Annotated in this window: 10 protein-coding genes and 1 pseudogene; 6 read left to right on the forward strand and 5 right to left on the reverse strand. The window is 55.7% G+C overall.

The window, feature by feature from the left end; translation table 11 throughout:
- Positions 1-63 precede the first annotated feature (63 nt).
- The 3 genes from EV660_RS14965 to EV660_RS14975 form a co-directional block, all read right to left on the reverse strand.
- Positions 64-297, reverse strand: coding sequence for a helix-turn-helix transcriptional regulator (locus EV660_RS14965; protein WP_198510660.1), 234 nt, complete (start codon positions 295-297; stop codon positions 64-66).
- 211 nt (positions 298-508) lie between these two features.
- Positions 509-1,219, reverse strand: a complete 711-nt coding sequence (locus EV660_RS14970; RefSeq protein WP_071479296.1) for a hypothetical protein — start codon at positions 1,217-1,219, stop codon at positions 509-511.
- Positions 1,220-1,221: 2 nt separating this feature from the next.
- A complete protein-coding gene (locus EV660_RS14975; RefSeq protein WP_071479297.1) occupies positions 1,222-2,454 on the reverse strand; it encodes a tyrosine-type recombinase/integrase in 1,233 nt (410 codons plus the stop codon).
- Between the two features lie 365 nt (positions 2,455-2,819).
- Here EV660_RS14975 and EV660_RS18945 point away from each other — a divergent pair, with 365 nt between their 5' ends.
- The 3 genes and pseudogenes from EV660_RS18945 (at position 2,820) to EV660_RS14990 (ending at position 5,467) form a co-directional block, all read left to right on the forward strand.
- Positions 2,820-3,035: a hypothetical protein gene (locus tag EV660_RS18945; protein ID WP_071479298.1), complete on the forward strand. Its 216-nt coding sequence runs from the start codon at positions 2,820-2,822 to the stop codon at positions 3,033-3,035.
- Between the two features lie 90 nt (positions 3,036-3,125).
- Positions 3,126-4,182, forward strand: a pseudogene (istA, locus tag EV660_RS14985) (IS21 family transposase); the annotation flags it as partial.
- A gap of 301 nt (positions 4,183-4,483) precedes the next feature.
- On the forward strand, positions 4,484-5,467 hold the full coding sequence (locus EV660_RS14990; RefSeq protein ID WP_100319095.1) for a hypothetical protein: 984 nt from the start codon (positions 4,484-4,486) through the stop codon (positions 5,465-5,467).
- Positions 5,468-5,630: 163 nt separating this feature from the next.
- Here the strand turns inward: EV660_RS14990 and EV660_RS14995 are convergent, their stop codons facing one another.
- Both EV660_RS14995 and EV660_RS15000 read right to left on the reverse strand, forming a co-directional pair.
- Entirely contained in the window at positions 5,631-6,638 is a 1,008-nt protein-coding gene (locus tag EV660_RS14995) for an LLM class flavin-dependent oxidoreductase (protein ID WP_071479300.1), read from the reverse strand.
- A 767-nt stretch (positions 6,639-7,405) separates the two neighbouring features.
- Positions 7,406-8,080 carry a GntR family transcriptional regulator gene (locus EV660_RS15000; RefSeq protein WP_071479301.1) on the reverse strand — a complete coding sequence of 225 codons (675 nt, stop codon included), beginning with the start codon at positions 8,078-8,080 and terminating at the stop codon, positions 7,406-7,408.
- An 87-nt stretch (positions 8,081-8,167) separates the two neighbouring features.
- Here EV660_RS15000 and EV660_RS15005 point away from each other — a divergent pair, with 87 nt between their 5' ends.
- The 3 genes from EV660_RS15005 (at position 8,168) to EV660_RS15015 (ending at position 12,233) form a co-directional block, all read left to right on the forward strand.
- The gene (locus EV660_RS15005) at positions 8,168-9,049 is read left to right on the forward strand and encodes a fumarylacetoacetate hydrolase family protein (RefSeq protein ID WP_071479302.1); all 882 of its coding nucleotides are present in this window, start codon (positions 8,168-8,170) and stop codon (positions 9,047-9,049) included.
- Positions 9,050-9,077: 28 nt separating this feature from the next.
- Positions 9,078-10,169 carry a Bug family tripartite tricarboxylate transporter substrate binding protein gene (locus tag EV660_RS15010; RefSeq protein WP_134014075.1) on the forward strand — a complete coding sequence of 364 codons (1,092 nt, stop codon included), beginning with the start codon at positions 9,078-9,080 and terminating at the stop codon, positions 10,167-10,169.
- 105 nt (positions 10,170-10,274) lie between these two features.
- Positions 10,275-12,233, forward strand: a complete 1,959-nt coding sequence (locus EV660_RS15015) for a tripartite tricarboxylate transporter permease (protein WP_071479304.1) — start codon at positions 10,275-10,277, stop codon at positions 12,231-12,233.
- Positions 12,234-12,371 lie beyond the last annotated feature (138 nt).

Here is a 12,371-nt window from a genome sequence, read left to right on the forward strand (position 1 = left end):
TTTCAGTTTGTCGGGCGGCAACTCGACGGCTCTAGGGCCCCGGCAACTGTCGGGGTCTTTAACTTACGGTGAGGAGGCACCAGCCAGGGCTTTCTCGAAGCGCTCGATATCTGCGAGCCGCCACCGAGTCACACGAGGGGTCAGGCGAACTGGATTGGGAAATTTATTTTCAGAAGTCCGCGACCAGCGCCACACCGTGTTGCGGCTGACGCCGAACCGGAGCGCGATCTCGTCAACAGAGACCCAGACCGTCGAAGCGTGAGGCATGGCGGTCCGACTTTTCGTTTGTTTAGTCATGAGTTACCTCCTTTGTATGGAAAGGGTAACCCGGTGCATTTTGGCTGTCTAAATGTACAATTGAAAAATTTTGAGAAAATTTGTGTTTCGTCAAAATGCGCAGAAATTGCCTCGCTTTAGTAATCGCAGGTTGCTTTCACAGCTCTTTAGGTTTCTACCATTAGTCACTGTAGTTTTCTCTCAAATGCACTTTCTCTAGGAGTCTCAACGCTCAAGTGTGGTCTTCTGGATCGGCGGGGTATGGTACTCTTTTGTCAAACAAGCTATCCCATTCTAATCCGAGCCATTCACATTCCTGATATAGGCGCTGCGCACTTTTTCTTAGGCCTTCCGCAGAAGGTAGCTTTGGTCTTATTTTTTTTGCCCCCTCGCGGGTAGCGTTATTTTCCGCAGCTTTCAGATAGGCGTCAGTTTTCGCCGCTCTCAAAAACCTTCCGAGTGGGCCGCCGTCTTGCCGCGCGTTTGTGGAAAAGCGAATCTCGCCGTCTGTAACAATCCAGATGCCAATGCAGTTAAGCATGAAACGGCGAGCTTGAGGGAACGCGCTGTTTGCAGGCTTTGGTACCCACTCTACATCAAGTCTATCAAGTACTTCCAACCGGTATATTGCTTCATGAAGAGTATGCGTGGGCTTTGCATTCACGAAAAGCTCTAACGCTTCGGGATCAAGGCCCATCTCAACTGCGTCGCGTATATTTGCCGCACGGGCCTCACCAGTAGACCCTGCGATTTTTTCTACCTGCTTTTTGAGCGTCTTGCCGCTCCGCCGCTTGGGTCGTACTGTCCGCATATCTTGAACAAAGTCACATGCCGCTTGGTCTAGTTCGGCAATGGCCCACGCGATCTGTGCAGGGCTTACGCCGCGAGCGACAAGTTCGCGGTTTATTATTGCTTTATTTCCAGTCGAAATCATTTCTGGCATTCTTAAGCCCCCAAAAACCTTGCCCAGTCTTCCATCATGTCGCGGCGTTTCTCCATCATGTCGGTTCGTCGATATGCCCTTTCGACTGCCGATCCCACCTGATGCGCAAGTGCCATTTCTGCCATCTCTGCCGGGTATTCCGTCCTCTCTGCCGCCCAGTCCCGGAATGTGCTGCGCAGGCCGTGGGGCACGGCAGGCCGCTTAGACCGGGCATCCAGATAGCCACCCTCGCGCGCTTCGTTGAGCCTCTTCATGCACGCGCTGAGCGCCATATCCGAGAGCGGACCACCGCGCGCAGCCGGGAAGAGGTATGGACTGTCTCCCATCCGATCCATCCCTTCCAGCAGCGCCTTTGCGGCGGCTGACAGGGGAACACGGTGCTCTTTCTCGGCTTTCATGCGCTCCGCCGGGATGGTCCAAGCCCCCAGTTCGAGGTCGATCTCGTCCCACGTCGCGCCGCGCACCTCCCCAGAGCGTGCGGCGGTCAGTGCCGCGAACTCCAGCGCCCTCGTGGCGAATCCGTGGCGCTTCCTGAGGTCGGCGAACCACGCCGGCGCGTCATCGAGGGTCAGCGCCGGATGGTTTTTCACTTTGGCCCCCTTCTTCGGCTTTGGGAGGCTCGCGTCTAGGTTTCCTTTCCAGCGGGCCGGGTTGTCACCGGTCCGGTGGCCATGGACTGTCGCCCAGGCGAGTACTGCCTCGATCCGTCCCCTTAGCCGGGTCGCAGTTTCGGTTTTCGTAGTCCAGATCGGCTCCAGAACCCTCTTAACGTCATTGACCTTGATATCGGCGACAGGCATTTCTCCCAGAATCGGGGCGGCGTAAGTGTCGAGGGTCGCCCGCCATTGCTTCCGGTGCTTCTCGTTGCGGAAGCCGTCCTCTTTGGCCTTAACGGTCTGTTCGGCTGCGTTGGCGAAAGTGACTTGGGCGCGGCGCGCCTCTTGCTCGGCACGCTTCTCGGCCAACGGATCGTCACCCGCCCTAATTATCTCTCGGGCATCGCGCGCCTTCTCACGCGCCCGGGCGAGTGAGACCTCTGGAAAGGGGCCAAGGCCCATGCTGTGGCGCGATCCATTTGCGACATATCGGAGAAGCCAAGAGCGCGCGCCGTTTGGTGTGATCTGAAGATACAGTCCCGTGACCCCGCCCACAGCGTGGGTGACGTTACCGCCGAAGCCCGGATGGCGCAGATTCCGCACCGCAATGGCGGAGAGCTCTTTCGCTATGCGTGGCATCAAGATAAAGCCTTACGTGTTTACCTACTGGCCATAAAATGATGATATGTTACGATCCTGAGTGCAACCCTATGTTACAAAAGTTCTCGCAAATATTTGTTTTGGATAGTTTTATATTGCCCTATGATGTTGAGCGTTACATATTCAAGGCAGCCTGTCTCTCCGCCAAAATCACACCTGCAAAATCCATCAACTCTTTGTTTTTATTGTAAAATTGCGTGCGCAGCCCCGCAATCCCCCGATATTTGCTATACAATCTGCATTACAAACTGTGATACACTCTCCCGAAGTCAGTCAGGGGCGCGATCATTGCAATCACAACACGTAGCGGTTCCAAGAAGGGAACTCTCTATCTCTATAACCGCGTGCCGAAGCGGTTCGCGTCGGTAGAACCGCGCCAGTTTGTCTGGGTCAGTCTGCATACAGATTCGCCGTCAGTTGCCAAGACCAAGGAAGCCGCGACTTGGGAGCAAATGATTGCAGCATGGGAAGCCAAGCTGGCAGGTGACAGCACCGACGCAGAACAGCGCTTCGCAGCCGCGCGCGAGTTAGCCGAAGTGTTGATTGCCACTGAGAATTGACCCGGCAACCGCCAAAATTGTCACTGAGAATTGACCCATGTGCAACTTTTCCCTGGCGTGAATCAGCTGGGGATTATCGGAGTGATCGACATGGGATTTTTGAAGGTTATCAGGACATGGGCGCTGCGAGACAAGATGCCCATTCGCGAGATTGCGCGGCGCACAGGCATCGCGCGTAACACGATCAAGAAATATCTGCGGGAGGGGATTGTTGAACCTGCGTTCCAGACGCCGGATCGTCCGAGTAAGCTGGATCCGTTTGCCAAGCAGCTGACAGCCTGGCTTGTCTCGGATCAGCGCAAATCACGCAAAGAGCGCCGGACTTTGAGGCTGATGCACGCCGATCTGGTGAAGTTGGGATATGACGGTTCCTACGAGCGTGTTGCGGCCTTCGTTCTGGAATGGAAAGGCGAACGCCAGCGCGCGCAACGCACGACAGATCGCGGGGTCTTCGTGCCGCTGGTGTTCCAGCCTGGCGAGGCGCTCCAGTTCGACTGGAGCGAGGACTGGGCCTATGTCGGCGGTGAGCGCATCAAGCTTCAGGTGGCCCATATCAAGCTGTCGCACAGCCGGGCATTTCTGGTGCGTGCCTATTTGCTGCAGACACATGAGATGCTGTTCGATGCGCATTGGCATGGCTTCCGGGTGTTTGAGGGCGTGCCGGGACGCGGCATCTACGATAATATGAAGACCGCCGTCGACCGGGTTGGGGCTGGCAAGAAGCGCGATGTGAATGCGCGGTTTTTAGCGATGACCAGCCACTATGTCTTTGATCCCGAGTTTTGCAATCCAGCCGCGGGTTGGGAACGAGCCATTGTGCGCCATTGGTTCAAGAACAATGGCGAGTGGACAGGTCGAGAAGAATGTGCGTGATGCGCGTCACCGGCTCTGGCAGCTCATGCCAGCCTTCCCGGACCTTGAAGCGCTGAATGGTTGGCTGGAAGAACGCTGCAAGCTTCTTTGGGCTGAGACAGCCCATGGCACACTGCCTGGCAGCATTGCCGATGTCTGGGAGGTCGAGAAGCCGACCCTGATGCCACTTCCCGCGATGTTCGACGGGTTTGTCGAAGAGAGAAAGCGCGTGTCACCCACCTGCCTGATCACCTTTGATCGGAACCGCTATTCTGTGCCAGCCAGTTTCGCAAGCTGTCGTTCACTATTTTGGCAGTCATCACCTCGCCCGATCTGCGTGCTGTGTTCAGGCAGAGCGCCTATGATTTAAAAGGGTGGTGATCGATAATGATGCGTTGCCCCCCATACGGCGCCACAATGAACGGATCGAACAGCAGCCCGCTATTTACATGGCTACACCTTTCTCCCCTCCAAACAACGGGGGACACGACTTGCAAGCGCCGGTAGTCTGCGTCGAGAGGGCACTCTGGATTACGCAGATCATAGGCGAGGACCCTCAAATGAATTTTCGGGATTGAACGAGGGAAAAATTGACATTGATTTCTTCAGGCCTGGTCGGCTTTCGTGGTTTGCATGCCGTTGCGGTCCTTGGGTTGGTGCTGTTGGTCAGCGCCTGCCGCGAGGATGATGCCGAAACAGGCGCAGACAGCACTGTAGGCGGCAGGGCGCAGGACCTTTTTCAGCAGTTGGGCGCAGGTGAGGCTCGCATCGAGATAGCGGGGATCGTTGAAACCACCGGCACCCGTGACACGCTGGTAGATGACCCGCGCTACATCAGCGCTTCCGCCGATATCTTTCGCCCGTCAACCAGCAACAACCGCCGAGGCAGCAATGCCGATGGGCCTTATGAATTGGTTCTGTATGGCGATGCGGTTCACAGCGGGCACGCGCCCGAGACACCCGTTCGCGCATCGCTCACGCTCATCCTGCCAAAGGGCGCGGAACCCGGCGTCTACACAGTGGATGGTAGGCGCGCTGATGACGACGAGATCATCGCGCGACTGGCAGGTGATGGCAATGCCTGGAACTATAATGACGGGTTCTCCGGCCAATTACAAATCACCGAGATCAACGATATGCTGTCCGCGAGTTTCGAAATTCTCCTGTCGCAGGACGAAGACCACATCAACATTCTCGGCGCAGTCAATGCCCTGCCTCTCAGCCCGCAGGCCGAAGTTCGATATGAACTGGCCACAGCAGATGAAACGCGGCAGGAATTCGCCACACCCTCAGGGCGTTTGGTTGGGTCTGAGGGGGATTATCAGCTTATGCTTGGTCGCGAACTCTACTTGCGGCTGCCTGCTGGGTTCGAAGCCGGGCGCTATAGGCTGGTGCAGCGCGCCGCTGCCCCAGATGAAGCCGGAATGCGTCTGATAAATTATGACTACGACAGTCTGCAAGGCGAAATCACGCTTGAACGCACCGGCAACCTTTTGTCAGGATCGTTCGATTTTTCCACTGACGGGGAAACCTCAGCGGAGGTGCGAGGCGAGTTTGATGGGGTAATTTTGCAAGAATAGACAGATACCGGCTCAAGCCGTAAAACCCGGCATCGCGCACCCGAGGCGCCTCGAAGGCAGTCCACAATCGGGCGGTTACCAATGAATCGCTGCAACGAGCACAAGTGGCAGCTTTCAAGAATGCCGTGTTGCGCACTGAGCGGCGGCTTCGGGCCGATCGCGATTAAGCTGCGGCGCTTTTTTCTTGCAGTCGGCTCAGTGCTTGTGCCGCGATTTCGATTGAACGGACCCGCGCCGCATGATCGTGAATCATCCCCGTCACCATCAGTTCGTCAGGTTGATACTTCGCAATGAGATGGGCAAGCCCGTCTTCCACCGTTCGGAGCGACCCGGTGGCGGAACAGGACAGCGCCTGTTCTACCTGCGCCAGCACCGGCGCTGGAATTTCCAGATCGGCGTCATGAACAGGTCGGGGCAGTTTGCCGGGGTTGCCCGTTCTCAACCGCGCAAAAGCGATAAGCTGCGAAGAGCGCAGATAACGGGCCTCCTCATCCGTATCCGCAGCGCAAACCCCCACCGCAATCATGACATGCGGCTTCGACAGCTGGGTCGAGGGGCGAAACGTGCTGCGATAGATCGCAAGCGCTTGTTCCAGCATGGCAGGGGCGAAATGCGATGCGAATGCGTAAGGCAGTCCCAGATAGGCCGCCAGTTGCGCGCCATAAAGGCTCGACCCAAGGACCCAGACAGGGACATGGGTGCCTTCGCCCGGGATGGCGCGGACGGACAACTTGTTCGATGCCGTGTCGAAATAGGCGATAAGTTCCTGCACATCTTGGGGAAAGCTGTCTTCTGGTGCTAAGTGGCGTCGCAGCGCCCGTGCGGTCGCCATATCGCCACCCGGTGCGCGCCCGATCCCAAGATCGATCCTGTCAGGGAAAAGCGTGGCAAGGGTTCCAAACTGTTCCGCGATGACAAGTGGCGCGTGGTTCGGCAGCATGATGCCACCGGCACCGACGCGTATGCTCTTTGTCGCCGCGGCCACATGACCGATGACGACCGCCGTTGCCGCGCTGGCGATACCGGGCATGTTGTGGTGCTCGGCCAGCCAGTAGCGGTGATAGCCCAGGCGCTCTGCCTCTGTTGCCAGATCGACAGTGTGGGCGAGCGCTTCGGCCGCGGTTTCCCCTTCGGCAATCGGCGAAAGATCGAGAAGTGAGAAATGCTGCATGATCGACTCCTTTGCTCTCAGCTAACCATCAGGACGGTGCAAGCCAAGGCTGCCCATGGTGTTTTCTGCGGTGCGAACCGGAGCTCGCAGCTGCGAGCAGTCGAGCCATCAGCAGACGCCAGCTTCGTCTGCACTGCCGACCTCTGCCCTTTAGAAATGCTGCACCACGGCGCTCGACCATGAAGCCGATGGCAGTCAAGGGCCGGGCACGTATATGTGAGCTGAGCGGCACCCAACATGGCCGGTGCCGCCATGAGCCGCAAGTGCTTCTATACTTCCCGGCACCGCGACACGGCAGGAGACTATCCGACGCTCAACACACCGCGCTAGTTGATCTGCCCTTCAAGACCACGTCACTTCGCGAGAGTGGAGGGTTCAGCCATACCCGTATGGCTGACACTGGCTGCCCCCCCCGTCACCTGACCTTCGTTTTCCTAAGACTTCGGTCATCGCTCGACACCCAATCAGTCGCGCAAAAGTCCCACCCGAATGCGTCTGCGCAACACGCCATCAGAGGTCCGCAGCGACTCACTGAGCGGCCTTCCCTTCATTTCCTTATCGGCACACACAGGCCAGAAAGTTGGAGGCCGCTCAGCGACTCGCTCTGCGCGTCTTTCTCACTTCATCCCGATCTCAACCTCAGCATGCGCGGGGTGGATACCAACGAGAAACGTCAGCGGCGTTGGCAGCGAGTTAGAGTTGGAAATTTCTCAACGGGTCGCGGTCAGCAAGGCATTCAAACCTTCCGGTCCAATTCTGTGCCCCTGTTACAAAATAGAAAACAGGTGCGTTGCAGTTTTTGCGTAATGCTCTTCAGTAAGTTGACACACCAAATCCACATCCCGCGCCAAGGCAGCCTTAGCCAGTGCTTGGTGCTCTTGCAGTAAGTTACGCTTCAACCTCGCGTGATACACAGACGCGCGCCGATATCGCTCACACTGGGTTTGAAGCATGTCGCGATGTCGCAACAGCCAACGGCTTCCACAGGCAGCGACTAATGCATCATGAAATCTTCGGTTCAGGTTTTCCCATCGGTCAAAGTCTTGCAACTGGCCATCATGAAGGAGGGTATCAAGCTTCTCTAAAGAATAAGCGGCTGCCACCACCTGAGATTCCCAATCTTCATCGCCGAGTTTGACTGACAACCGCAGTGCCGCGCATTCAATCGCAATTCGCGCCTTGTTAAGGTCGTCGAACTCTTCAGGGTTGAGTGGAGCAACATGAAACCCTCGATTACTGGATGAGATAACAAATCCGTCGGCGGCAAGACGTTGTAGCGCTTCCCGAAGCGGAGAAGGTCCAATCCCATACAGGCCACGCAACTTCTCTATGCGCAACTTTTCGCCCGGTGCGCGGACACCATCGATGATGTCTTTTCGCAGCCTGGCGAAGGCTTGATCGACTAAGGTCGTTTCTGTTTCCAGTGTCGCAGCGTCTTCCATAACAGGTTCTATGACAAAATTCTCTTGACAAGTCAATCTCGATGAATTCTCATATTATCGAGAAAAAGATGAATTAGCGAGGATACTATGCAGATTGCAGCTTTCAAGAGCGCCACTGGCGAGGGTTTGGGAGTGGTAGTGGGGGAACATATCGCGGTCATGCACGAGGGCATTGAAGGCAGCTCGGAGACAGCACTGCAAAAACTCATAGACGGCGGAGAATCAGCGCTGTCAGAATGGGCGAGCAAGTCAGCTACTGCCAAGCAAGTGTCGCTAAGCGATGTGACATTACTACCTCCCGTCGTATCGCGTCGCGCAGCGATTATTTGCGTCGGCAAGAACTACCATGCCCACGCACGCGAGTTCTTTGGGAGTGGATTCGACTCGACGGGCAAAGACGAGATCCCGACCGAGGCGGTCATTTTTGGCAAAATGGGATCAAGCCTTGTTGGCCACGGCGAGAATATCAACGCTTCTCTGGACCCGACAAATACCGTGGACTACGAAGGCGAACTGGCGATTATCATTGGGAAGGAAGCCCATAAGGTCGCGCGCGAAGATGCATTCAACTTCATCTTTGGATACACAGTCTGCAATGATGTGACGTCTCGCGAGCTACAGAAGCGCCACAATCAGTGGCTGCTCGGCAAGAGCTTAGACAGTTTCTGCCCCCTTGGGCCTTGGATTGTCACCAAGGAAGAGGTTGGTGACATCACGAAGCAGACGCTTACGACCACAGTAAACGGCGAAGAGCGTCAGTGCGCATCAATCGCCGATCTGATCTTTGATATACCCGGTCTGATCGAGACTTTGAGTGCAACGATGACGTTGCAACCGGGAGATATCATTGCGACCGGAACACCTGCAGGCGTTGGCATTGGCCACAAGCCACCGAAATACTTGGCGCCCGGCGATCGCGTTGAGGTGACGGTTACCGGGATTGGAACATTGGCCAATTCCGTAATTTGACGTCAGTCATAAAGAGGAGGAGACTATTATGACACGACACACAAAACTTTCGGGAAGCTCAGCGCTAGCCGTATCCCTTATGGCGTTGCTGGGTGCAAATCACGCGACAGCACAGCACAGCTTTGAAGGACAGACCATTGAAGTGGTCGTTCCTTTCGCACCAGGTGGGGCGACAGATGTTGCAGCGCGCTTTCTAGAACGCTTCCTGGAGCGTCACCTCGAAGGGAACCCGAATGTCGAAGTGACCAACCGTGGGGGCGGCGGGTCAATCCTTGGTGCAAACTGGTTCCAGCAAAATGCGCGCCCAGATGGTCAGACTGTTTTGTTCACAACTTCATCTACGGCAAACCCTTATGTCTTGGGTCAGCCTGAAGTTGAGTATGATCTTGCTGCCATGCGCATGGCCTATGGCTTGCCGTTCGGAAGTGTAACATATGTTGCAGCCAACACTGGGATTGAGACGCCGGAAGATTTCGTCAATGCCAGTGGTCCATTGCTTTATGGCGGTATCGCAGCAGCTGCCAGTGACCTTCCGACGCTCTTGTCTTTCGAGGTGTTGGGTGTCGATGTTCGCTCGGTGCTCGGTTTTACAGGCCGTGGACCCATTCGTCTTGCCTTCGAGCGCGGTGAAACAAACGTCGATTTCCAATTCACGCCTGTGTATATGACTCAGGTCGCGTCGAGTGTAGAAGATGGCAGTTCGGTCGCTTTGATGACCGGCGGATCAATGGATGAAAATGGTCGACTGATTGCCCGTGACCCTGCAGTTCCCGATCTTCCATCAGTATACGAAGTGTATGTAGATGTATTTGGTGAGGAACCGAGCGGCGTTGAATGGGATGCTTACCAAGCGATGGGGGCCCTTACGCTGGCATATGGCCTTACAGCTTATCTTCATCCTGACACGCCCGATGAAATCGTCAACGCTTTTGCCGATGCCGTCGCTCGCATCAATGAAGACCCTGAATTCATTGAAGAAGGGCAGCAAGTGGTCGGTGGCTATGCCATGACATCACCTGTTGATGCTGAAGCCGCGCTGCGGGCCGCTCTCCAACCAAGCGATGAGGTGCGTGAATATCTCATCAACCTTCTGACTGACAAATTCGACGTTCAGTTCTAAGAAACAGCAACAGAATGACATCGGCGGCCAATGTTCTGGCCGCCGATGTATCCTTGATACGTTCCTCAGCATCATCGGCAATCCTTCCTCGGAGTCCGCAACCTCATGGACAACGCACTCGCAGCCCTGTCTGAACTCTTTGAACCATTGCGCCTGTTTGCACTTATTATGGGAGTGCTAGCTGGCATGGTATTCGGCATGCTGCCAGGGCTAGGAGGTGTGGCTGCGGTTTCGATCATGCTTCCGTTTATTTTCCTGTTCGACAGCTACGCAGGCTTGGCGCTCCTTTTGGGCGCAATCTCAGTTGTTTACACTTCAGACACGATCACCTCAGTGCTTCTGGGTGCGCCCGGTTCTCCGGCGTCGGCACCAACTGCGATCGAGGGACACGCAATGGCGCGTCGGGGCGAAGCCGCCACTGCGCTCGGGTTAGGCTTTCTTGCTTCAATGACCGGTGGGTTGATCGGGGCAATGACGCTGGCATTGGCGATCCCGGTTGCAGGGCCAATAGTGCTTGCGCTCGGCACTCCTGAGCTTCTCATGTTTGCTCTGATTGGGCTTTACTTCGCTTCTAGCATGATCGGGCGCGATTTGGCGGTAGGCCTAGCGGCCGGCTGCCTCGGACTGCTCATTGGAACAATAGGGCCTGCACCCGCAGCGGCCAATTTCCGATTCACCTTTGGGCAGGCATATCTGCTGGACGGGCTTTCATTGACGATTGTCGCATTGGGACTGTTCGCGGTTCCTGAGATTATCAGCATGTTGTCAGGTGGGGGCGGCATATCTTCAAAGCGTCAGGTTGTGAGCAACTGGTCATCAGGATTCGTTGAATTCTGGAAGAGCCGCTGGCTTATCATCAGATCAGCTTTCATCGGCACATTTGGCGGATTTGTTCCTGCAGTCGGAGCAAACGCGTCGACTTGGGTGGCTTATGGTCATGCCATGAGCTCGACCAAAGACAAATCCCGTTTCGGAAAAGGCGAACCAAGGGGTGTTGCTGCCGCAGAGGGCGCAAATAATGCCACGGTAATCTCCGATCTTGTCCCCACACTGTTGTTCAGCGTTCCAGGTGGTCCTGCCGCGGCTATTTTCCTTGGTGCCTTGTTCAGTTTCGGGTTCTTTCCCGGCCCCAGAATGGTCACCGAGGAGCCCGTCCTTCTGTATCTGATTGTGTGGAGCGTCGCACTGGCATCGATCGTAGGCGCAGCAATCTGTTTTGCAATTACACCATTGGTGGCACAGCTGACGCGTATCCGTTTTGCTCTGATCGCAGCGCCGCTGATGCTGGTTATGGTCGCTGGCGCCTATCAGGCAACGCAATCTTTGGGTGACATTTCCATTTTGCTTTTGCTGGGTGTCATTGGTTGGATTATGAAGCAGGCAGAATGGCCACGGGCGCCAGTGCTTGTTGGGTTCGTTCTCGCGACCCCGGTCGAGCAATATTTTTGGCTCACAACCCAGATCCATGGCTGGTCTTGGCTGGGTCGTCCCGGCGTTCTGTTGATCGCGTCATTTATTATTGTGCCCCTGATCTGGCGTGCAGCAAGCAGATGGATTGCAAAGCGGAAAGCTATAAGTCCTTTGTCCGTTTCTGCGGATGCTGACCCGGATGTATCAAAGCCCACTGGAACCACCGCTGCGAGGCTCGCAATGTCAGTGATCGCTGTCGCGATCTTTGGTTACGCGTTGGCTGAGGCGATGGGCTTCCGAGCAAATGCCAGGCTGTTACCCTTGCTGGCCATTATCCCCGGTCTTGCACTTGCGATTTTCGTGGTGGTTCGGGAAGGTATTCGGCTGACAAGAAACGTCGATCAGTTTCATTTCGAAGCAAAGGCAGACTACCCGATAATCGCTTTGCTGATTGGTTATGCACTGGGCATAGCACTGTTTGGATTTCAAGTCGCAACCGCCGTATTTCTGATTTTCGTTCTAACGCGCTTTGCCGGATTACGGTTGCTAGGAGCTCTGGCTTACGCCACCATCTTGTTCGTGGGCATCAACGGTCTTTTCTCTCTGATGAGAATAGCACCGCCTGAAGGTTATCTGATATCGAACCTCTTCTAGAGAACGCACAGCCGGATTTGTCGCAGAACACACAAGCTTGAAATCCTTGGCTGGCAGCGCACATCGAACTGGCCTAAGGGATGTCAGTTCTGGGCTGCTGCATCGGCATAAGCTGCGTTACACTCGATGATGTAGCAG

Source organism: Roseinatronobacter bogoriensis DSM 18756, from assembly GCF_004366635.1.
GTDB classification, from domain to species: Bacteria; Pseudomonadota; Alphaproteobacteria; order Rhodobacterales; family Rhodobacteraceae; genus Roseinatronobacter; species Roseinatronobacter bogoriensis.

Coding starts and splice junctions, on each gene's coding strand:
- EV660_RS15010 (WP_134014075.1), top strand. CDS start 9,078: ATGACACGACACACAAAACTTTCGGGAAGCTCAGCGCTAGCCGTATCC.
- EV660_RS14965 (WP_198510660.1), bottom strand. CDS start 297: ATGACTAAACAAACGAAAAGTCGGACCGCCATGCCTCACGCTTCGACG.
- EV660_RS14995 (WP_071479300.1), bottom strand. CDS start 6,638: ATGCAGCATTTCTCACTTCTCGATCTTTCGCCGATTGCCGAAGGGGAA.
- EV660_RS15000 (WP_071479301.1), bottom strand. CDS start 8,080: ATGGAAGACGCTGCGACACTGGAAACAGAAACGACCTTAGTCGATCAA.
- EV660_RS15015 (WP_071479304.1), top strand. CDS start 10,275: ATGGACAACGCACTCGCAGCCCTGTCTGAACTCTTTGAACCATTGCGC.
- EV660_RS14970 (WP_071479296.1), bottom strand. CDS start 1,219: ATGCCAGAAATGATTTCGACTGGAAATAAAGCAATAATAAACCGCGAA.
- EV660_RS15005 (WP_071479302.1), top strand. CDS start 8,168: ATGCAGATTGCAGCTTTCAAGAGCGCCACTGGCGAGGGTTTGGGAGTG.
- EV660_RS14975 (WP_071479297.1), bottom strand. CDS start 2,454: ATGCCACGCATAGCGAAAGAGCTCTCCGCCATTGCGGTGCGGAATCTG.